This is a genomic window from Limnohabitans sp. YIMB22184, from assembly GCF_048020265.1.
Taxonomy (GTDB): Bacteria; Pseudomonadota; Gammaproteobacteria; order Burkholderiales; family Burkholderiaceae_C; genus Limnohabitans_A.
Genome location: NZ_CP171843.1, coordinates 2171994 through 2193971 on the forward strand (window position 1 = coordinate 2171994; position 21978 = coordinate 2193971).

Annotated in this window: 12 protein-coding genes and 1 pseudogene; 5 read left to right on the plus strand and 8 right to left on the minus strand. The window is 60.6% G+C overall.

Annotated elements, in window-relative coordinates; genetic code table 11:
- Positions 1-56 precede the first annotated feature (56 nt).
- Genes ACHEXL_RS09955 through ACHEXL_RS09965 form a run of 3 tightly spaced genes read right to left on the minus strand, consistent with a single transcriptional unit; the run spans position 57 to position 12941 of the window.
- Positions 57-365 (minus strand): hypothetical protein, encoded by a 309-nt coding sequence (locus ACHEXL_RS09955; RefSeq protein WP_416559211.1) that lies wholly within the window; start codon positions 363-365, stop codon positions 57-59.
- Positions 358-2568 carry a tetratricopeptide repeat protein gene (locus tag ACHEXL_RS09960; protein ID WP_416559213.1) on the minus strand — a complete coding sequence of 737 codons (2211 nt, stop codon included), beginning with the start codon at positions 2566-2568 and terminating at the stop codon, positions 358-360. Before ACHEXL_RS09960 ends, ACHEXL_RS09955 begins: the two co-directional genes overlap by 8 nt.
- Positions 2565-12941 (minus strand): Ig-like domain-containing protein, encoded by a 10377-nt coding sequence (locus ACHEXL_RS09965; RefSeq protein WP_416559215.1) that lies wholly within the window; start codon positions 12939-12941, stop codon positions 2565-2567. The genes ACHEXL_RS09960 and ACHEXL_RS09965 overlap by 4 nt, the downstream gene beginning before the upstream one ends.
- A 158-nt stretch (positions 12942-13099) precedes the next feature.
- On the opposite strand from ACHEXL_RS09965, the gene ACHEXL_RS09970 reads away from it, so the two are divergent.
- The 3 genes and pseudogenes from ACHEXL_RS09970 to ACHEXL_RS09980 form a co-directional block, all read left to right on the plus strand.
- Complete coding sequence (locus tag ACHEXL_RS09970) at positions 13100-15004, plus strand: ATP-binding protein (RefSeq protein WP_416559217.1); 1905 nt, start codon at positions 13100-13102, stop codon at positions 15002-15004.
- A gap of 49 nt (positions 15005-15053) precedes the next feature.
- Positions 15054-15779: a response regulator transcription factor gene (locus ACHEXL_RS09975; RefSeq protein ID WP_416559219.1), complete on the plus strand. Its 726-nt coding sequence runs from the start codon at positions 15054-15056 to the stop codon at positions 15777-15779.
- A pseudogene (locus ACHEXL_RS09980) lies at positions 15736-16110 on the plus strand (lyase family protein); the annotation flags it as partial. The gene ACHEXL_RS09975 and the pseudogene ACHEXL_RS09980, both read left to right, overlap by 44 nt.
- A gap of 169 nt (positions 16111-16279) precedes the next feature.
- Here ACHEXL_RS09980 and ACHEXL_RS09985 read toward each other — a convergent pair.
- The 5 genes from ACHEXL_RS09985 to ACHEXL_RS10005 form a co-directional block, all read right to left on the minus strand.
- A complete protein-coding gene (locus ACHEXL_RS09985; RefSeq protein ID WP_416559221.1) occupies positions 16280-16600 on the minus strand; it encodes a BrnA antitoxin family protein in 321 nt (106 codons plus the stop codon).
- Positions 16581-16859: a BrnT family toxin gene (locus tag ACHEXL_RS09990; protein WP_416559223.1), complete on the minus strand. Its 279-nt coding sequence runs from the start codon at positions 16857-16859 to the stop codon at positions 16581-16583. Before ACHEXL_RS09990 ends, ACHEXL_RS09985 begins: the two co-directional genes overlap by 20 nt.
- Positions 16860-16894: 35 nt before the next feature.
- A complete protein-coding gene (locus tag ACHEXL_RS09995) occupies positions 16895-18238 on the minus strand; it encodes an integrase arm-type DNA-binding domain-containing protein (RefSeq protein WP_416559225.1) in 1344 nt (447 codons plus the stop codon).
- Positions 18239-18525: 287 nt separating this feature from the next.
- Entirely contained in the window at positions 18526-18927 is a 402-nt protein-coding gene (locus ACHEXL_RS10000; RefSeq protein WP_416559227.1) for an RNA-binding S4 domain-containing protein, read from the minus strand.
- Positions 18924-19886 carry an SDR family oxidoreductase gene (locus tag ACHEXL_RS10005; RefSeq protein WP_416559229.1) on the minus strand — a complete coding sequence of 321 codons (963 nt, stop codon included), beginning with the start codon at positions 19884-19886 and terminating at the stop codon, positions 18924-18926. The genes ACHEXL_RS10000 and ACHEXL_RS10005 overlap by 4 nt, the downstream gene beginning before the upstream one ends.
- Before the next feature lie 47 nt (positions 19887-19933).
- Here ACHEXL_RS10005 and ACHEXL_RS10010 point away from each other — a divergent pair, with 47 nt between their 5' ends.
- Together ACHEXL_RS10010 and ACHEXL_RS10015 are read left to right on the plus strand one after the other, a co-directional pair.
- Entirely contained in the window at positions 19934-20974 is a 1041-nt protein-coding gene (locus ACHEXL_RS10010; RefSeq protein ID WP_416559231.1) for a CDP-6-deoxy-delta-3,4-glucoseen reductase, read from the plus strand.
- A 36-nt stretch (positions 20975-21010) separates the two neighbouring features.
- A complete protein-coding gene (locus tag ACHEXL_RS10015; RefSeq protein WP_416559233.1) occupies positions 21011-21973 on the plus strand; it encodes a Bug family tripartite tricarboxylate transporter substrate binding protein in 963 nt (320 codons plus the stop codon).
- The last annotated feature ends 5 nt before the right edge of the window (positions 21974-21978 follow it).

The window sequence follows — 21978 nt, forward strand, 5'->3', positions numbered from 1 at the left end:
GGGGCGACATGGGCGACGCGAATATCGCTTGCAAACAAGCTCCTACAGGTAAAAATTCAAGACAAATTGATGATCACTTCGGTTTCGGCATCACGACCTGCCAAGTGGACTGCGACTTGCTGGCGTAGGTTCTCTGCGTAAGTGAACAACGACTGTGTATCGCCCGAGGAGATCGCCCATTGAAACGACTTCACCAAGGGTTCATTGAGCACCAACTCCAGCGACCGCCGGTGGGTGAACAAGGATAACGCTGCGGCATGGCGGGACTGAATTTTGAAGCGGTACTTGTCCACTCGCCGAATGCAGGCATCGGCTGGGCAAAACTCTCCCACTGCCGACAGCACAAAGTTCGGCACGTCACGCATTCACCATCTCATCAAACGCCCTTTCCATTGCGCGTGTGTGCGCCACCACGTCCCAGCCAAGCCGAGCTTTGAGCCGCTCGCGCAAGCCCAGTTTCAGCGCCAACAAGGCTGCCCTGTCTTGTGCCATCTGCAGCGCAACGCGCACATAACCTTCGTCGTCGCTGGCTACCCACTCGGGCAAGCCTGCAGCCGTCATGAAGCTCGCGCCCATGCGCGAGACAAAGTGCTCGCCCGCCAGCGTGATCACCGGCACCCCCATCCACATCGCCTGTAGGCTGGTCGTGCCGCCGTTGTAGGGTGTGGGGTCCAGCGCGATGTCCACGTCGGCGTATTCGGCCATCATGTCGCTCAAGCCCGTAGGCCCTCGAAACTCCACCCGCCCCAGGTCCACGCCCAAGGCCAACAACCGCTCGCTGAACGCGGCCACCGCGCTGGTGTCGCCAAAGCTGGGAGCCTTGAGCAACAGGCGTGCATCGGGCACCGCCGCCATCACCCGGGCCCACAAGCGCAAAGTGTGCGGGGTCAGCTTGGGCACATTGTTGAAGGACGCAAAAGTCAATGGTCGGCTGGCCCAGTCATCGGTCATGACCGGGAACGGGTAGTCGGCCTCGGGCGCATAACAAAACACCAGATGCGGCAAGCGCCAAACGCGCTCGGAGCACAGGGCATCGTCAGCCTCGGGCGTCACCACCGGGTCGCCCAAAATCCAGTCCACATTCGGCACCCCTGTGGAGCCGGGGTAACCCAGATAAGTCACCTGCACCGGTGCCGCCCTTTGGGCGAACAGGCGCATGCGCTGCTGGCCCGTGTGTCCGGCCAGGTCCAGCAACACATCGATCTCATCGGCATCGATGCGCTTGGCCAGCTGGGCGTCATTGAGCGTGGTCACCTCCACCCAGTGCGCCACGCGCTGCTGTGCCAGACGGGTCTGATCGTCGTAGCTCACGCCGTTGAAATAAACAAACACCTCAAAACGGCTGCGGTCCAGTTCACGCAACACCGGCTGCATGAAGATGTTGACCGGATGCTGGTGATGAAAATCTGCCGACACAATACCCAAGCGCAGCCGCCTGCCCGCCAGGGGGGTGCGCACAAAACTCTCGCGGGTGCGGGCGCCCACGCCCAGCGGCGCAAACAACTGCCGGTGCAAGTCGGCCACCGCCTGCGCACTCAAACTGTCACTGTAAAGCGAAGACATGGCCGCACTGGACGCATAGCTTGCTCCGCCTTCCTCTGCAGCCAGTTCACGGTAAATGGCCAGCGCTGTGTCAGCATCGCCACGTCGCCCGGCCATCGACGCACGCATGCTCCGGGCACCCGGCATAGGAGCCAGCGCCTCAGCCTGCTGCAACACACGCTCAGCTTCTTCCATCTGCCAGCACTCAGCCAGCAGATGGGCCAGGTTCCATTGCGCGATGGCACTTTGCGGGTGCATCTCGGCATTGCGGCGCAACACTGCCAACGCTTCCTGCCACAAATTGAAGCGAAAACTCAAGGCCCCCAAACGGGCCAAGGTGGTTTCTGATCGGGCGTGGGATGCCGCTGTCAACGCGGCCAGGGCTGCACCCTGCTGCCCCAGGCGCCACAAGGCTTCGCCCAAGTCCATTTGCACCTCTGCACGCAAGTCCAGCAGCGGCTCATCAGGCGCATCACCAGGCACCTCACCCAAGGCCAGCAAGCCACGTTGCAACGCACGCACCGCGCCCACGGCATCGCCTTGCTCCAGCCGGTACTGGCCCATGCGATGGGCAGCCTCGGCCAGCTTGACTGCGCGTTCGCTCTCGGGCTGGCTGTGAGCCAGTTGCTGCAGCGCATCGGCAAAAGCCTGCTCACCCAACTCGGCCTGCCCCAGCATGGGCAAAACCCGCGCCATGCCCAGATAAGCCTCATGGCGCATCGGCTCGGCATGGATCGCCCGCTGGTAAGCGCCTGCCGCCTGATGCAACTCGCCCATTTGGCGGCACAAATGCCCTGCCTCCAGCCAAGCGCTGTAATGGGCAGGCTCCAGCCGCAACACAGTGGCAAAAGCCTCGCGTGCGCTGCCCCAGTCCCCCAGCTTGACCAGGCAACGGGCACGCCCCAAATGGGCAACGGCCAGGGCTGGGGCTTGAGCCACCGCCTCGCCGTAAGCGGCCAGGGCTTGCGCCCAGTCCCCCTGCCGCCAAGCGGCATTGCCCGCGTTGAATGCCTGAACGCCGCTCAAACGACAAAGGCTCCCTGGCTCACGTACAGCGTGGCCAAACTGGTGTCGTGGTTCCACACGTCGTAGCTGACGCTGCTCAAACTCACCGCCGTACCCTGCGTCCAGCCCGCCGTACCGGCACCATCGCCGTTCAGGTCCACCGTGTCGCCGGCATTGCCCTTGACCATGAGTTGCTGACGCCCGGTCGCCTCGAAAATGTTGGCTGAACCCATGTCCAGCACATCAAACAGGTTGAGCTTGAGCGCGTTGTTGCCACTGCCGGTGATGTCGATCACCTCCACACTGTTGATGCGGCTGCTGCCCGTGGTGTTGCTGGCCGCCTGGCTGGCCACCTGGGTCAGGTCCAGTGTCAAGTCCGTGCCAGTCAAGGTGATGGTGTCCTTGCCTGTGCCGCCATCAATGCGCGCCAGCTGCGCCACATTGCCGCCGCTGCCCATGGCGCTTTGCAACGCGGTGATCATGGCCTGGTCAATGACAAAGCTGTCATCGCCCGCACCGCCATAAAGCACGCTGGCCGCTGTGGCGGTCAGCGTGTCGTTGCCCGCACCGGCCACCAGGGTCTTGGCCACGCCGCCATCGCTTTGCATTTCGTTGGCATCGGTGCCCAGCCAGTCCACGGCAGTCTGGCTGAAGGCGCCGCTGGTGCTGCCAAAAATCACGTAGCTGCGGCCCGCACCGGTCCCATACATCGGATCGCTTAGAGGAGCGCCTACGATCAGGTCGGCCAGACCGTCACCGTTGACATCTCCTGCACTGGCGACGCTTGAGCCACTCTCATCGCCGTCACTCTGACCGTTGATGACGAATCCGCCACGGCCTTCCGCCACAGCCGAAAGGTCTACCCCGACCGTGCCGGTTTTACCAAACACCACATAACTGCGGCCTGCATTGACGCCTGCAGTGGGGTCGCTTCGCCAGGCACCCACGATCAAGTCGGCCAAGCCGTCGCCGTTGACATCGCCCGCGCTGGCGACACTGTGACCACTCAAGTCGCTCGCACATTGCCCATTGATCACAAAGCCGCCGCTGCCTGCCGCCACGGCCGACAGGTCCACACCGCTCGTGCCCGTTTTGCCAAACACCACGTAACTGCGTCCAGCCGCTTGACCTGCAGCCGGGCTGCTCGTATTGGCTCCCACAATCAAATCGGCCAAGCCATCGCCGTTGACATCCCCTGCGTTGGCAACACTGAAACCGCTGTAGTCAGAATTGCACTGCCCTTGGATGACAAAACCACCATTGCCCGCCGCCACGGCCGACAGGTCCACGCTGGTCGTGCCCGTTTTACCGAACACCACATAACTACGGCCCGCCTGCAAACTTGAAACGGGGGCACCCACGACCAGATCCGCCAAGCCATCGCCATTGACATCCCCTGCACTTGCAAAGCCCCGGCCACTAGAATCGCCCGCACACTGCCCGTTGATGACAAAGCCGCCGCTGCCTGCCGCCACAGCCGACAAGTCCACCCCGGCCGTGCCGGTTTTGCCAAACACCACATAGCTGCGGAGGGGAGTGGTGCCTCCGGTCTCCGTAGTACTCACGATCATGTCAACCAGGCCGTCACCGTTGACATCGCCCGCGCTGGCAACAATCCGGCCACTGTAGTCGTATGCACACTGCCCGTTGATGACAAAGCCGCCATTGCCCGCCGCCACGGCCCCCAGGGAAACCCCAGCCGTGCTGGTTTTTCCAAACACCACGTAACTGCGACCTGCCACCAGCACACCACTTGGATAGTGATACATGGCACCGACAATCAGGTCGGCCAGGCCGTCCCCGTTGACATCACCCGCACTGGCGACACTGATGCCACTGCTATCCCCGGCGCTCTGCCCAGTAAGGGCAAAGCCACCCACGCCTGACGCCACGGCCGCCAGGTCCACACCGGAGTTGCCCGTTTTACCGAAGACCACATAGCTGCGGCCCGCAGCGTTGCCTGACCTCGGGGCCCCCACGATCAGGTCGGTCAGGCCGTCCCCGTTGACATCGCCCGCGCTGGCGACGCTGTAGCCGCTGTTGTCACCCGCAGCCTGCCCGTTGATCACAAAGCCGCCGTTGCCTGCGGCGATGGCACTCAACTCAACAGGCTCGTACAGACCCACCAAGCTGACGGCCGCGCTCACATACACCGTGGCCAGGCTGGTCTTGTGGTTGAGCACGGTGTAGTTGGCACCGCCCAGGTTGACCGTTGAAGCCTTCACCCACTCCAGCGCATCGCCAAATTGCATCTGGTCACCGGCATCGCCCTTGACCATGAGTTGCTGACGCCCGGTCGCCTCGAAAATGTTGGCTGAACCCATGTCCAGCACATCAAACAGGTTGAGCTTGAGCGCGTTGTTGCCACTGCCGGTGATGTCGATCACCTCCACACTGTTGATGCGGCTGCTGCCCGTGGTGTTGCTGGCCGCCTGGCTGGCCACCTGGGTCAGGTCCAGTGTCAAGCCCGTGCCAGTCAAGGTGATGGTGTCCTTGCCTGTGCCGCCATCAATGCGCGCCAGCTGCGCCACATTGCCGCCACTGCCCATGGTGCTTTGCAGCGCCGTGATCATGGCCTGGTCAATGACAAAGCTGTCATCGCCCGCACCGCCATACAACACACTGGCCGCTGTGGCGGTCAGCGTGTCGTTGCCCGCACCGGCCACCAGGGTCTTGGCCACGCCGCCATCGCTTTGCATTTCGTTGGCATCGGTGCCCAGCCAGTCCACTGTCGTCTCGCTGAACGAACCGCTGGTGCTGCCAAAGATGACGTAGCTGCGGCCTGCAAAGCCCCCTGCTGCCGTACGGCTGTTCATGGCTCCCACGATCAGGTCGGTCAGACCGTCACCGTTGACATCCCCTGCGCTCGCAACACTCACACCGCTGTAATCGTTACCACACTGCCCGTTGATGACAAAGCCGCCGTTGCCTGCAGCCACGGCCGACAGGTCTATGTCAGAAGTGCCCGTTTTGCCAAACACCACGTAGCTGCGCCCAGCAAACGCGCTGCCAAATCTGGCCCCCAAGAGCGTATCAGCGAGTCCATCGCCGTTGACATCACCCGCGCTCGTCACGCTGAAGCCGCTATAGTCGTTTGCACACTGCCCGTTGATGACAAAGCCGCCATTGCCAGCAGCTACGGCAGAGAGGTCCACACCGGACATGCTCGTTTTACCGAACACCACATAAGTGCGGCCCGCAGCGGCACCTGCAGTCGGGTCGCTTAGCGGAGCGCCCATGATGAGATCACTCAGCCCGTCGCCATTGACATCCCCCACACTCGCGACGCTGACGCCACTTTGATCGTTATCGCATTGCCCGTTGATGACAAAGCCGCCGCTGCCTGCCGCGACAGCCGAAAGGTCCACACCGGTTGTGCCCGTTTTACCGAAAATCACGTAAGTGCGGCCCGCATTGGCGCCCGCAACCGGGTCGCTTACCGTAGCGCCCACGATGAGATCGCTCAGCCCGTCGCCGTTGACATCCCCCGCGCTCGCAACGCTGTTGCCACTTTGATCGTAAAGACACTGCCCATTGATCACAAAGCCGCCATTGCCAGCCGCCACGGCCGACAGGTCTATACCGGAGGTGCTCGTTTTACCAAACACCACATAGCTGCGGCCCGCATTGAGGCCTGCAATCGGATCACTGAAATTAGCGCCTACGATGAGATCACTCAGTCCGTCACCATCGACATCCCCTGCATTCGCCACACTCCAGCCGCTGTTCTCGGCAATGGATTGGCCATTGATGACGAAGCCGCCGTTGCCTGCAGCCACGGCAGAGAGGTCCACACCGGTGGTGCCCGTTTTGCCGAACACCACGTAACTGCGGCCCGCATCGGCACCTGCAGTCGGGTCGCTGCTCCTGGCGCCCACAATCAGATCGCTCAGGCCGTCACCGTTGACATCCCCCGCGCTCGCAACGCTGTTGCCGCTGTTGTCACCCGCAGCCTGTCCGTTGATCACAAAGCCACCGTTACCTGCCGCGACGGCTGAGAGATCCACAGCGGTCATGCCCGTTTTGCCGAACACCACATAACTGCGGCCCGCATTGAGGCCTGCAATCGGATCACTGATAAAAGCTCCTACGATCAAATCAGTTAAGCCGTCGCCATTGACATCGCCCGCGCTCGCCACGCTGTTGCCGCTGTTGTCAGAAGCGCCCTGCCCATTGATCACAAAGCCGCCAATGCCTGCGGCGATATCCGACAAATTCAGTGGCACAGCGCTGGATTCGAGCGTGTAGTTTTGTGCGGTGGTGGCACCGACATTGCCCGCTGCATCGCGCACTTGCAGCTGGAGGCTGCTGATGCCCGACAAGGTGACACTGTCCCAGCTGAGCGCGGTGCCGGTCACTTTGTTGGTGATGTTGGCCCAGGTGGCACCACCGTCCACCGAGCCGTAAAGCGCTTCACCTGTGGCCAGAGCTGCACTCAGCGTGCCGGTGATGGTTTGCGCCGCAGTCTTGGTGATGAAGTCGCCCGGCGTGTCGGTGTCGGCACTCAGACCCAAGCCACTGACCGTTGTGGTGGGCGCTGTGCTGTCCAGCGTGTAGGCCTGGGTGGCAGTGGGCGCGGCGTTGCCGGCCGCATCGCGCACCTGCAGCTTCAGGCTGCTGGTGCCCGACAAGGTAGCGCCATCCCAGCTGAGGGCGGTGCCCGTCACTTTGCTGGTGATGTTGACCCAGGTGCTGCCGCCGTCCACCGAGCCGAACACGGCTTCGCCTGTGGCCAATGCCGCACTGAGGGTGGCGGTGACGGTTTGCGCCGCCGTCTGGGTCTCGAAGTCTGTGGCCGACGTACCGGTGTCAGCGCTGATGTCGATGGCGCTCAAGGTGATGCTGGGGCCTGTGGTGTCGAGCGTGTACGCCTGTGTGGCCGTGGTGCCCACGTTGCCTGCGGTATCGCGCACCTGCAGCTTGATGCTGTTGGTGCCCAACAAGGTGACGCCTGCCCAGCTGATCGCTGAGCCGTTGACTTGGCTGGTGATGTCCGTCCAGGTGCTGCCACCGTCCAGCGAGCCGTAAACCTTTTCGCCGGTGCCCAAGGTCGCGCCCAGCGTGGCTGTGATGGTTTGCGCAGCGACATTCGTCACCAAGTCGGTGGCGGAGATGCCAGTGTCGGCGCTGAGAGCAATGCCTTGAATCGACGTGGGGGCTGTGGTGTCAACGGTCAGGTTCAGTGCGGAGCTGGTGCCGCTCTGGTTGCCTGCGGCATCGGTGTAGCGGTAGCTGACGGTGTAGTCGCCATCCGCCAAGGTCTGCGTGGGATGCAGGGTTTCGGTTTGGCTGTCGTAACTGGCGGCCACCCGCTGGCCGTTGACCAAGAGTTCAACGCCCGTGACGCCTGCGGGCAGTGCCCCCACATCCAGCGCAGGACGGTTGGTTTGGGTGATGTTGTCGCTGGTGCTGGCACCGCTGTCTTCAATGGGTTTCAGATCTGGGGCGGCCGTGGGGGCGTCAGGGGCTGTTGTGTCCAGTGTCGCGTTAAAAGTACCCAGCGTTCCTTCGTTGCCTGCAGGATCGACGGCTTTGAACAACACACTGCCCGAACCCGCAGGTAAGTTCACCCCTGCCCAGGTGATGGCTGTGCCCGTGACGCTGGTGGTGATGTCGAGCCAAGAAACACCCCCATTGACGGAGGCCAGCAGTTTTTCTCCGCTGAACAAGGCATGGCTGAGTGTGCCGCTGATGGTTTGGCTGGCCACGTTGGTGATCCAGTCGGTGGCGCTGATGCCCGTGTCGGCACTCAGGCTGGCCGCCGTCACGCTGGCTTGCGGCGCCTGGGTGTCGATCAACAGAGTTTTGAAATCACCCGCTGGACTGCGGTTGCCTGCAGCGTCTTCCACATAGGCCAGGTATTTGTAGGTGTGCCCGTTGACCAGACCGCTGTCGGTCAGGCTCCAGGCGGTGTCCGCAGGCTTCAAGCCCTCGCTGCCTGTCACGCGCACCAGCGCACCAGGGGTGCCGGTGACGTCTTGGCGGTACACCACCACGCGGGCGTCGCCGCTGAGTGCGGCGCTGAGCGTGCCGCTCAGGGTGGGGCTGGTGTCGTCGCTGAGCGCCGTGTTGCTGCTGGCCCAGACGTTACCAATGATGCTGCCCACGTTGTCTTGCGCGCCTTGCACGCTGGCGGTCATGGTGGGGGCGGTCAGGTCCACGCCCAAGTCATTGAATTGGTAACTGGCGTTGATTGGAACACCGCCGCTGTTGCCTGCCAGGGTGACGGTGTAGTCGTAGGTGCCTTCGGCCCAGGCACTGGCGGGGACAGAGAAGACGAATTCACCGGTGGTGGTGTTGTAGCTGACCACCGTGGCAGTGACCGCAGTGTTGCCTACAGGGACTGATACAGACACTGTCAGATCGGTGGTGCGGATGTCTGCCAGGATGGCCGCGCTGCTGACCACTTTACCGGTGATGTTCACCGTTGCAGCATTTTCAGCGATGTTGATGAGGTCGTCACCGGCCACAAAGTTGGGCGCAATGGAGGCGGCAGCGGCAGTGAAGTCCCAGCCAGCTGTATCTGTCTGCACTCGGCCAACAAAGGCTTCGCCTGCCAAATCTACAAAGGTGCCTGCAGCCAACGTGACGTAATACTGCCGGCCGGTGGTCAGGCCTGGCAGTGTGATGTAGACGTCGCCGCCAGGTTGGATCACCACGCGAGGGTCTGTGACAGCGATGCTTTCAATCGCGTTGGCGTTGCCCACTTCAAACAATTGGATGTTGCCTGCGCCCTTGACCACATCTTTGGAGAACACCAGGTTCAGTGTGGCGGTGCCATTGACGGCATTGGCAAGCACGCCGCCATCGGCGGGAATGAATTCTTTGATGTAAGGCCCTGAGAAGTCGTCTGCAGTGACGGTTTTGCTGTCGCTGGCCATGTTGCCTGCGGTGTCGGTGGCCGTCAGCAGCAGTTCTTTGGTGCCCACGAGCCGCAAAGCCGTCAATTCGCTGGAGGTCGGCACATATTGCCAAGTGCCATTGCTGTTGGTAAGGATGGTGCCCGTGACGGCATGGCCCGCAATGGTGAGGGCCAAGGTGGTGCCCGGCTCGAACGTGCCACTGATGCCACCTGCGGCCGCCATGGTGATGGCCGCGTTGAGTGGGGCGATGGTGTCAACGGTCAAGCTGATGGGGTCGCTGGCATTGCTGGCGTTGCCTGCAAGGTCCAGGTAACGGTAGGTCACAGCGTGCACGCCATTGGTCAGCGCAGTGTCGGGGCGAATTTCTCCCGTTTGGCTGTCGTAAGTGGCAGCGACCTTTTGCCCATCGACCAGCAGTTCAATGCCTGTGACACCGCTGGGCAGCGCGCCCACTTGCAGTACCGGACGGTTGTTGCTGGTGTTGTTGTCGCTGTTGCTGACGCCACTGTCGTCGCTGGCCAGCAGGTCGGGGGCTGACGACGGTGTGCTCGGCGCCACAGTGTCAATGGTCAGGTTCAAGACGGGGCTGGTTCCGCTTTGGTTGCCTGCGGCGTCGGTGTACCGGTAGGTGATGGCATGGCTGCCATCGGTCAGTGGGGATGCCGGTTGTAACAACCCTGTTTGGGGGTCGTACACGGCGACAACCACTTGCCCATCAACCAAGAGGTCAATTTTGGTGACCCCCACTGGCAGTGGTGAGCCCACTTGCAAACCGGGGCGGTTGTTGTAGGTGATGTTGTCGCTGTTGCTCGCACCCGTATCGGTGCTGGCAGGCAGGTCTGGCGCAGCCGCAGGAGTACCGGGGGCCGAGGTATCAACAGTGACATTCAAAGCAGTACTTTGGGCACTTTCGTTACCAGCCACGTCGGTAAGGGTGTAGGTGAACTGGTGAACACCATCCGGCAAGGCGCTGTCAGGGGTGAGCGTGCCTGTGCTGGCGTTGTAGCTGGCAGCCGTGTACACACCGTTCACGTACAGCTTGGGCGTGTCGGTGAGGTTGGTGGGGATGCGGATGCCGGGGCGAACATCGTCGGTGATGGGCGCTGTGCTGGCGACGTTTTGAAGAATCCCCGCGTCGTCGGTGTAAGCCGCAGGCGCTGCCGGAGTAGAAGGTGCGGTGGTGTCCACGGTGAGGGACAGGGCCGCGCTTTGAGGGCTTTCGTTGCCCGCCGCGTCCGTCAAGCTGTAGGTCAGCAGGTGGGCGCCGTCGGGCAGCGGGTTGTTGGGGGTGAGCGTGCCCGTGCTGGCGTCATAGGTGGCGGCCGTGAACACACCGTTCACATACAGCTTTGGCGTGTCGGTGAGGTTGTCCCCCACACGAAGGCCAGGACGCGCGTCGTCACTGGTGGCCGCGGTGCTGGCCGCGTTTTGGATGGCGCCCACATTGTCTGTGTAGTCGCTGAGAGCTGCTGGGGTGGCGGGCGCGGTACGGTCGTACACAAAGCTTTGCGTGGCTTGCGTGGCCGCATTGCCCGCGGCATCGGTCACTTCAGCGGTCAAATTCACAGTGCCTTCGGTCAGTGCCTTGATGTCGGCACTGGACACAGAGGTGCTCCAAACACCCGAAGCCACCGTGGCGGTGTAAGTGCGGCCGCCCAGCGTGACGGTGACGACTTGACCGTCTTCGGCGTTGCTGGTGCCGCTGACCGAGAGGGGCGACTCGTCTTCAGCGTTGTTGATGTGACCGCCTGAAATGGCATTGATGGCCAGAGTGGGGGCGGTGGTGTCGATGCGCAGCTCGTTGCTGCTGGTGTCAGCGGTCTGGTTGCCAGCAGCATCGGTGACCGTGACCACGACCTGGTAGGTCTGTCCGTCTGTCAGGCTGCCCAACGCTCCGCCGATGGGCGTGGCGGTGCCCAAATCCAAACGCCACTGGCCCGTGTTGCTGTCAGGCACCACGGCGTAGGTGGCACCGTTGACCGTGACATTGAGCGTCTCACCCACCGCCAAAAAAGCGGTGCCCGTGAGGGTGGGGGTGGTGTCATTGCTGAGGAGAGCATCAACGGTGGGCGTTGCCGGGGCCTGGGTGTCGATGTAAATGCCCCGCGACGCAGTGCTGCTGGCCCCATTGAGCGTTGCGGAAACCCGCAAAGTGTCTGCGCCCTGCCCCATGGCGTCGATGTCTGACTGAGTAAGGATATAGCGCCAGGTAGTGCCATTGACCGTGGCCGTGCCGCTGTTGGACCCAAGGCCCAGGGTCACAACGGCGCCAGCGGCGCAGGTACCGGTGATGATTACACCCTCAGATTGCTCACTCAGGTTGACATAGTTGTCACCGCCCACGGTGTCGATGCTGACCGATGCCGAGATGAGCGTGGTGGCGTCGGACATTTTGTCGACCAAACCTAACGCGTTGTCGGGGTCAGCCGCTTGGGCGCCTTCAATCAGGATGTTCAGTGCGGCCGATTCAAGGGTGGCGGTGTTTCCGCTGATGGTGATGCCAGCAGCCAAATCTTCCAGGGTCTGCTGGATGTCACCGCCATTGTTTTGGTCAGCGCCCGACAACGCCGCCAGAATCTGGCCGTAGACGTTGGAGGTTTGACTTGTTTCGCCACCCGCTTGATCCACCGTGGTCTTGATTTCCTCGCCCGTGAGATCATCCAGACCAAAGGCCTGAGCAATCGCGGCGTTGACGTTCTTGACCGTTGCGGCATCCAGGCTATTGCCTGGTCCAACGATTTGGGTGGCCTTGAAGTGAGCAAGTGCCGTCAGGATGTTGACGTTGAGGTAAATCGTGCCACCTTCTTGAACCAGCACGCCAGTGCTGTAGAACGCAGCATCACCAAAGTCTTTGCCAGTACCTGTGGCTTCGTCCATGTAATCCGGGGTCTCGTCGGTATCGGTGGGGCCCCCGTCGTTTTGCACCTTTACAATGACGACACCGGTGTAGCTGCCCACCTTCACTCTGACTGTGCCATCGGACTGGATGGTGCCTTTACCCAAGACCGTTGTGCCATCAGCTTTGTAAATGGTGGCCTCCAGGTCATTACCGGCCAGAACAGGACCACCGACGATGTTGGCGATGACTTCGGCCACGGCCGGCGCAGCGGTGGTTTGCGCACCCAAAAGAGCAGCAAATCCACCAAAAGCCAACCCGCCCAACACAGAAGGTGCGGGTGCGGGTGCCGGTGCGGCGGCTACCGCTGCGGGCGCACATGCCACAGCAGGTTCTGCCGTCAACGCCTGCAAACTGGTTTCAGTCAAGACCAGGTTGGACATGACTTGGGCATTGCTGTCGTAAAAATCGACCACTTGGGTGATTTCACCTTCACCTTCGATTTCCAAAACCAACTTATTGCCCTGGCGCTTGTAAAGCAGCTTGGCAGGAGGCTTGCCCGTGGCAGTTTCGACCAAGGCCAACTGCGCACCCGGCGCCAGCTTGAGGTGCTGGGATGCCTGCACGTCGACAATTTTTTGCTTTTTGTCTGAAAAAGTAATGACGAGTTTGTAGTCGCTCAAGCAAATGGCCACAGTGGTTTCTCCAGAATCGAATGTTTTGATGGGTGCTCTTGCTTGTGTCAATTCGAGAGCACAGGCAAAGTGAAAAAGTTGCTTTTCTCAAGATAAACAATTCAATTTATAAATAACAACAAATCCCAACATCTAGAAAGCAGGTAAATTGCCGCACCATGCAAGCAATCCTTCGTTTCTTGGGGCTTTTAATATGGGTGATCGTCTGCAACTGGGGCGCCTGCCATGCCGCCCCGTCCATCGCGCCGGATAACCACAGCGCCCATGCCCCCTTTGCCAGCTGGCTGGATGCCAAAGGCACAGCCACGTTGGCCACAGTCCAAAAGCTGGACAACTGGGAGCCCTTCACGGACTGGAAAAGCTGGGCCTATGGGCCAGAGCCTGTTTGGCTTCGCGTGCAGATTCCAGGCACAACGGCTACAGATGCGCCACCTTGGATCTTGGTCGTTCGACCCGCTTTTTTGGACCGGGTGACGTTTTACGACCCGACCATGGGCGTGGAACGGTATTCCGGTGATTTTTTACCGCCCAACGCAGATGCGTTAGGCAGCGTGCTGTTCAGTTTTGAGGCAAAAGCACTGCCTGCAGCGCGACAGGTCTATGTGAAAGTGGAAAGCGCGAGCGCTCGAGTGGTTCATCTGTCACTCATGCCACGCGCACAGGCACAAGCCTATACACGCCATGTCGAATGGACGTTGGGCGCAAGTTTGCTGTTGTCTGTGGTGTTTTTAATTTGGGCCGTGACACGTTGGCTTCAGACGAACGACCGGATGATGGGTTTTTTTGCACTCAAACAGCTGATGATTTCGCTGTGGGGGTTTTTCTTTTTAGGCTTTGCGCGCATCACCATCGGAGACTGGTTCGCCGACGGCACCCTTTCCAAAATTTCTATTTTGGTGGCCGTCAACGGAATGGTCAGCACCATCCTTTGGTTTTACGCGGCCCTGCTGGCGGAGTACAAGGCACGCGCGTGGATGCTGGCGGCCCTCAATGTTGCAGGGTGGACCATCCAGGCGTTGGGTTTGCTCAATTTCATGGGCCAGACACAGCTGTCGTTACAAATCGTCAACGCGACAGCCCCTTTGCTGTTGTTGTGGATTGTGCTGACGTTATGGCTTGCCAAACCAGAAGGAACACCGCCACCCATTCCCAAAGCGGCGCTTTTGGCTTACTTGATGATTTATGCAGTACTCAATTCGCTACCCAGTTTGATGTACCTAAAAATCATCCCAGAATCACCTTTTTTGTTCGTCGGCAACATGAGCTTGCTGGTGGCCGATGGGCTGGTGATGCTGGTGATTTTGAATATCCGCCAGCGCCGTTTCAAAGAGCAACACCAAGCCATCAGCACACAACTGATGCTGCAACAAGAGCAAGCCAGACTGGACCAGCAATACTTGGACGAACAGCGCAAGCTGCTGGCCATGCTGGCCCACGAAATGAAGACGCCTCTGGCCAATTTGCGCATCTGGATGGAGGCCGGCCCCAAAGGACGCCCGGTGATGGCGCGGGCCATTCACGACATGAATCGGGTGATTGAGCGCTGCGTGCATGCAGGTCAGCTGTCTGACCACAGCCTGCAGCCACGCAACGAGTGGCTGGATGCGGCCGAACTGACACAAAGTGTGCTGTCCAACAGCCGGCAACCGGGTCGGGTTCAGTTGAAGTTGCCAGCCGAGGTGTATGCGGTGTATACGGATGCACAGATGCTGTCCATCGTGTTGAGCAATGTGCTGGAAAACGCCTACAAATACAGTGCGCCCGAGACACCGATTGAGCTTGAACTGGCGACAAGCGCAGGACCAAACGGCATATCCGGCTGGTGCTGGCGGGTCGAAAACACCGTGGGCGCAGCGGGTTTCCCAGATGCCGATAAGGTGTTTGACAAGTACTACCGCAGCCCCCACGCGCAGCGGCAGTCCGGCTCAGGACTGGGCTTGTTTTTGGTCAAGTCACTGCTGGATCTGCTGCACGGGCAGGTGATTTACACCCCCCTGACCTATCGTGTCCGGTTTGAGGTGTGGCTTCCAGCTGAAACGACCGATTCACAGGCGAAGGCTTGAACCTTCAAACGTTGGCATTTGTTGGCTTTTTGATAGACTGCATCAGAACATGTCTCTGCATGAAAACAAACTTGGTGCAGTGATGGCGGCTTTTGCCTTGAAAATTTTGATCGTTGAAGACAACGACGACCTGCGCGAAGGTTTGATGGCGTTTTTTCAAAGCCAGGGGAACTATGTGCGCGGTGTGGCCCTGGCCGCAGAACTGCTGGACGAATCGGGGGACGTGACGCCGGACATCTATGTAATTGACCTGAACCTGCCGGATGCCAATGGGTTGGACTTGGTGAGCCAGTTGCGAAAAGTGCACCCCAACGTGGGCATTGTGATCACAACTGCCCGTAGCCAAATTGGCGACAAAATCATTGGCTATGAAAGCGGCGCAGACATTTACTTCACCAAGCCGGTCGATCCTACTGAATTAATGGCAGGCATCCGCTCGGTGGCCAAAAGACTGAAACCCACCCATGCCGATGCACAAACGCTGTATTTGCGCTCAGATCGCCAAGTTCTTGAAGGTCCTGCCGGATCGGCCGATTTGTCGCCCAACGAGTCCATTTTGCTAGCAGGCCTGATTCGGGCTGCAGGGCAGCCGCTGGCACGTTGGCAATTGGCCGAGTTGCTCGGTACGGGCGAGATGCTTCCTTCAGCCGCCACCATCGAGATGCGCATGGCCCGATTGCGCAAAAAGCTGGCTGTAGTTGGGGCCGATCCGCCTTACATCAGGGCCATTTATGGCCGCGGCTACATCCTCAACAGTACGGTATTGTTGGACTGATCGACACGGGCTGCAAACACAAAATACTGTCAAACGCCTGCACACCGGCTACAACCGCAACGACCAGGTGGCCACCGATGTGCGCCTTTGGCTGCGGGGCAAGATGGACCTGCTCATCGACCTGCTGGTGGACCTGCAGAAATCGCTGGTCGATGTATCCAAGCAAAACGTCGAAGTGATCCTGCACGGTTTCACCCACCTGCAACTGGCCCAGCCGGTGAGCTTTGCGCGTCACCTGCTGGCCTATGTGGAAATGTTTCCCCGCGACGCCGAACGCATGAGTGACGTGCGCCGACGCACCAATGTGGCGATCAAGGCGAGTACGCTGCTACCTCCTGTGTCCATTCTGACTCAGGCCTGTTTTGGTTAACGCTTGGCGGCCATCAAGGCTGTCCAGGATACTGGAGCTGACTTTGACTCGATGAACGGATTGCGTTAATGGCTAGTGTTAATTCAAGCAGCGACAAGCGCCAGCCCTTGCGTTCCTGGGTGTCGAAAACTCACGCCTTGTTCAGCCCATGTGCCACAGCTTCGCGCAGCGCGGCATTGATGCGGGTTTGCCAGCCTTGCCCGGTGGCCTTGAAGGCTTCGAGCACATCGGCATCCACACGCATATTCAGGGTTGGGCGCTTCATGGCGGCGACGGGCCTACCTCGGCCACGCTTGATGCTGGCCTGTTGCCAATATGCGGCAACGGCGGCGGCATCGTTAGGGTCATAGGGACCATCGGTGGAGGTGTGGGCAATCGGCGCATCTTGGTCGGCTTCGCGTTTGACGCGCTCCCAATCGGTCGCTTTGGGCTTAGTGGGTATTTTGGGCATACAGCGTCCTTTCCTGTTTCGATGCACGGCGCAGCGATATGGCCCGCACCTCGTTGGGTTCACGCTGCACATAGACCAGCACCAACACCACGCCAGCGACTTCCACCATGGCCACGTCCATCAGGCGGACTTCATCCCCCCGTGTGCTCTCTATCGTCAGCTTGTTGACCGCATTGAAAACCAGCTGCGCATCTGACAGTGAAAGCCCATGCTTGGCGATGTTAGCGGCGTCCTTGCGCGGGTCAAATGTGAATTGCATGAATGTATTTATTGTATGGGCATTAATTCAAAAAATCAAGCGGCCACTCTTGATGTAATGTGCACCACACTGGCGCTGGTCTCCGTCAGGAATCGGTGCAGCGTCTCCAAGGCTTCCAGCTTTTGTGGCGCGTAATCGTGCCCGTCATAACTGACCGCTTGCACACCAGTCACGCCATGGCTCAGCAAGTGCCCGCGGATCTCCTGACTGACGCGCAGGCTGGCCAGGGCGGTTTCCACGCCAGAACGAATCCGCTTTGCCTGAAACTGCCCCACTGGCTTATCGGCTGGCAACCAATCCACCCCGGCCGCGGCATCTTTGGCCCAGTCTGCAATCGCCTTGGCGCTTACAGGCGACTCGCCGCCATCCACGGACAAAGGGTACTCACCGGGATTCAGCTCCAGCAAGGTGTTCAAGGCTTCACGGGCGGCAGGCAGCAGCGGAATGGTGTGCAGCCTTGCCCCACGGCCTGTGCGCCCTTTGGCGTCCAGCAGAGTGATTGCGCCCTCCCCCACGTTGGACCTGACCAATTGGCGAAGCTGTTCGATGCGCTGGCCCCCCGTCAACAGGTGCAGGCGCAACACGGCACCCCGGACACCTTGCAGCGGCTCAATGGCCTGCCAATACTGGCGCAGGTGAACGGGCATCAAAGGATTTTTGTCGGGTGCCAACTTAACGGCCACCGTCTCGGCGGCCGGATTGTGCTGCACCCCGTAGCTCTTGAAGTGCACGGGCACCTGGAGGCTCAGCTTGGATGTTCGGGCCATCTCGAAGGCGGCGCGGCAGTAGCTTCGGACCTTGCCAGCGGTGCGCTCTTTCCCGGCTTCGCTTAGGCCACGCAACAGGTCCGCCACTTGCTCAGCAGTGACCAATGCCGCTGGTGTGGCTGCCAACTTTGGAGCGCCCTCGATCAAGTGCAGTTTGAAGATCCCTCGAACCTTGGCGTGTGACGTCTTGCCCTGGCGCTCCAGCTCGTTGGCGTAATCAGTCATCAAAGCCCCAAAGGTGAATTTGGCGGCTCGCTCCTTTTCGGCTTCGGCCTGTGCCTTGGCCGCTTTTTCCTTCGCCTCCTCGGCCCTTGGGTCAATGCCTTGCTCTGCCAAGCCCCGCAGGCGGTGGGCCTCTTTCCTTGCCACGTCCAGCCCCACAGCAGGCCACTCGCCCAGCGCACGGGTGAATAGTTTTCCCTTGACGCGCGTCTCAAACTGCCAGTACTTGCCCCCGGCCTTAGTCACCCGCAGACGAAGACCTTTTTTGACTGAGTCCCGCAACAAGACGAATGCAACGCCATCAGCACAAACAGCGCGTTCAAGCAGGCCATGCGTCAGGTCGTGGGGGACGGTGTAATCAATCGCAGCGGTCTTGCTCGGTCTAGCCATGTTGGTCTCGTTTGATTTACAGACTTTTTACAGACTGAACCCTTCTATTTAAGGGAATATTAATCAACAATTATGGCTGTTATTTTTAACAGTAAAACTCGCTAATCTGTTGATTTATATTGATTATATCCACATCAATCAACAAAGGCAAATGAATAAATCAGGGGACTCAAAATCCCCCGCCGCAAGGCGTGCCGGTTCGAGTCCGGCCCCGGGCACCAGAGCAAAGCCGCAAGTTCTCTTAACTTGCGGCTTTTTTTTGGGCGCTTCGATCGCCCGCCTCACCCTCAATCGATCCCCGCACTCCATCGGTCATTCCAGTTGCGCTCGATTTGCCTGCGGTCACGTTTGGTCGGGCGGCCTTGCTCGATGCTGAGTGCGGGTTCGCGGGCCAGACGGTGTTGCTCGGCGGCTTTTTGGCGGGCCGCGATGCTTTCCGGGGTTTCGGTGTACAGCAGCTGCGCCACTGGGGCTGGGCCGCGCACACCACTGAGGCCTTGCACCACCACCGTGCGCTCCACGGCCCCTTGGCGCAAACGCACCGTGTCGCCGGGTTTGACCTCCTTGGAGGGCTTGGCATCCTGGCCATTGACCTGCACTCGGTTATTGCCGATCTCATCACTGGCCAGGCTGCGGGTTTTGTAAAAACGGGCCGCCCACAACCATTTGTCGATGCGCAAGGAATTCATCGCGCCCCCGAAAACAAAGCCCCTTGCGGGCTCAAGCCGTCGCGCACGTGGGGGTAGTGCAAACGGATTTTCAACTCCCGTTTCATGCGGGTGTTGTCCAGACGCCGAGACTCGCTCATGAAGCTCAACAGCATCAAGGGCAGAGAAGTGTTGGCGTCGTGTCGCGATATGCGAGGCGGTTTGGGCAAACCATACAGGCTGGCGGCCAAGTCAAAGTAGTCGCCCATTTTCAGATCGGTGTCATCGGTCACGTTGACCACACGCTGCGGCTTGCCGCGCCACAAAGCCACAGCGCAGGCAAGGGCCAGATCGTTGGCATGGATGTGGTTGGTGTAGACGTCTTCCTTGGCCACCAGAACGGGCGTACCTTTGAGCAAGCGCTCACGCGGCGTGCCGCCTTCGCGGTCGGGGGCGTAAATGCCGGGGATGCGCAGCACACTCACCCGCACGCCGCTGCGCCCCAGAAAACGCATCAGGTTTTCGGCATCGACACGGCGCTGGGCGCGTGGCGTGTGCGGGTTCACGGTCCGGGTTTCATGGACCCGCTGCCCGGCGCAGTCGCCATAAACCCCGGTGGTCGATCCATAAACCAAAGCTTGCGGTGGCGTGCGCAAACGCAGGGCACGCACCAAGGCCAAACTGCGCGGATCGCGGTCCGAGCCGCCTTGGCGGTCGGTAGGCGGTGGTGCCAGATGGATCACCCGGTGCGCAATGCCCGCCAGGCGCTTCAGGCTGGCCGTATCGTCCAGATTGCCCTGCAAAGGGGTGATGCCGCAGGCCCGCAGCAACCGCACTCGCTCTGGGGATGACGTCAAGGCCATCAGGCGTACGCGCTGACTTTGCGGAGCCCCCAATTGGCCCGCCGTGCGCAGCCCCACATCGCCGCAGCCGACGATCAAAACACGCTGGCGGCGAAAGCGGGCAGGCAGTGCGCCCAAGGGGGTTTGGTTTGAAGGCAAAATCAGAGGTTCCGGGTCAGAAACAAGCCCTCAAGGATACCGAAAAGATGAGCTTTCAAATTTCCGTGCAGCCCAGCGGCCGCAGCTTCACCGCCGACGACAACGAAACCCTGCTGGCCGCCGGCATTCGCCAAGGCATTGGTTTGCCTTACGGCTGCAAAGACGGCGCTTGCGGTTCGTGCAAATGCAAAAAAATCTCGGGCACCGTGGTGCACGGCCCGCACCAGGCCAAAGCCCTGAGTGACGAGGAAGAAGCCCAAGGCCTGGTGCTGACCTGCTGCGCCACCGCCCAAAGCGATGTGGTGCTCGAATCGAAACAAGTCACGGCCGAAGGCGGCCTGCCCGTCAAGAAGATGCCGGTGCGCGTGGTCAGCCTGGAGAAAAAGTCGCACGACGTGATCGTGCTGAAACTTCAACTGCCCGCCAACGACGTGATGAAGTTCCACGCCGGTCAGTACATCGAGTTTTTGCTGCGCGACGGCTCGCGACGCAGCTACAGCATGGCCAACGCCCCGCACACACTCGAGGTGGCCCCGCCCACAGTGGAACTGCACATCCGCCACATGCCCGGCGGCAAGTTCACCGACCCGGTGTTCACCACCATGAAGGAAAAAGACATCCTGCGTGCCGAAGGCCCGTACGGCAGCTTTTACCTGCGCGAAGACAGCGACAAACCCATCGTGCTGCTGGCCTCGGGCACGGGCTTTGCGCCCATCAAGGCGCTGATCGAGCACATGCAGCACCGCGGCATCACCCGCCCCGCCACGCTCTATTGGGGCGGCCGCCGCCCGGCCGACCTGTACATGGCTGACTGGATCGAAGCGCGCCTGGCTGAGATGCCAAACCTGCGCTATGTGCCTGTGATCTCGAATGCCGAAGCCGAAGACCAGTGGAGCGGCCGCACCGGCTTTGTGCACCAGGCGGTGCTGCAGGACTTCCCGGATCTGTCGGGCCACCAGGTCTATGCCTGCGGCGCGCCCATCGTGGTGGACTCGGCCAAGCGCGACTATGTGGCCCAAGGCGGTTTGCCTGAAGAAGAGTTTTATGCCGACTCGTTCACGTCTGAGGCGGACAAGGCCAAGGGCTGACGTCCAGTCTGACTTGCAAATCAAATAGGACATACCATGCAACGCCGTGATTTTTGTCTGAGCGCTTTGGCCACCAGCTTGACTGCCCCAGCGTGGGCGCAAGGCAGGCCGATCCGCATCATCGTGCCTTACGCCGCCGGCGGTCCTATCGACGTCACCGCGCGGGCCTTGGCCGAGCGGGTCAAAGACAGCTTGGGCACCGTGATCATTGAAAACCGGCCTGGTGCGGGCGGCAATCTGGGTGCCGACCTGGTGGCCAAGGCTGCGCCCGATGGCCTGACGATCGGCATCGCGGCCACGGCCACGCACGCCATCAACCCCTGGCTGTTCGCCAAGATGCCCTACGACGCCAGCCGCGACTTTGCGCCCATCACGCAAATGCTGCGGGTGCCCAATGTGCTGTTGATGAACGCCGAGACCGCACAGCGCCTGAAGGTCAACACCTTGGCCGATCTGGTGGCGTATGCCAAAGCCAATCCGGCCAAGCTGAACTTTGGTTCAGGCGGCAACGGCAGTGCCGGCCACCTGGCGGGTGAGATGTTCAAGCGGGCCGCTGGCATTTTTGCGGTGCACATCCCCTACAACGGTGGCAACCCCGCGCAGCTGGCCTTGTTGTCGGGGCAAGTCGATTTCAACTTCGACAACCTGGCCACGGCCGCAGCCAACATCAAAGCCGGCAAACTCAAGGCGTTGGCGGTCACCACCGCTCAACGCAGCAGCGCCTTGTCCGACATCCCGGCGATGAGCGAGACGCTCAAGGATTTTGAGATCGACACCTGGTGGGGCCTGGTGGCCCCGGCAGCTACGCCGCGTGATGTGGTGGAGAGGCTGAAAAAGGCCTTTGTGGCAGCGTTGCAAACGCCCGAAACCAAAACCCGTTTCGCCCAACTGCTGGCAGAACCTGTCGGCAACACGCCTGAACAGTTTGGCGCCTTCATGAAGAAAGAGTTGGTACGCTACGAAAGCGTGGTCAAGGCCAGCGGCGCACGGGTGGACTGAGCGGG

Bases quoted from the DNA above. Each gene is read 5' to 3' on its own strand.
- ACHEXL_RS09975 (WP_416559219.1), top strand. From the start codon at position 15,054: ATGTCTCTGCATGAAAACAAACTTGGTGCAGTGATGGCGGCTTTTGCC.
- ACHEXL_RS09995 (WP_416559225.1), bottom strand. From the start codon at position 18,238: ATGGCTAGACCGAGCAAGACCGCTGCGATTGATTACACCGTCCCCCAC.
- ACHEXL_RS10000 (WP_416559227.1), bottom strand. From the start codon at position 18,927: ATGAATTCCTTGCGCATCGACAAATGGTTGTGGGCGGCCCGTTTTTAC.
- ACHEXL_RS09990 (WP_416559223.1), bottom strand. From the start codon at position 16,859: ATGCAATTCACATTTGACCCGCGCAAGGACGCCGCTAACATCGCCAAG.
- ACHEXL_RS09985 (WP_416559221.1), bottom strand. From the start codon at position 16,600: ATGCCCAAAATACCCACTAAGCCCAAAGCGACCGATTGGGAGCGCGTC.
- ACHEXL_RS10015 (WP_416559233.1), top strand. From the start codon at position 21,011: ATGCAACGCCGTGATTTTTGTCTGAGCGCTTTGGCCACCAGCTTGACT.
- ACHEXL_RS09970 (WP_416559217.1), top strand. From the start codon at position 13,100: ATGCAAGCAATCCTTCGTTTCTTGGGGCTTTTAATATGGGTGATCGTC.
- ACHEXL_RS09955 (WP_416559211.1), bottom strand. From the start codon at position 365: ATGCGTGACGTGCCGAACTTTGTGCTGTCGGCAGTGGGAGAGTTTTGC.
- ACHEXL_RS10010 (WP_416559231.1), top strand. From the start codon at position 19,934: ATGAGCTTTCAAATTTCCGTGCAGCCCAGCGGCCGCAGCTTCACCGCC.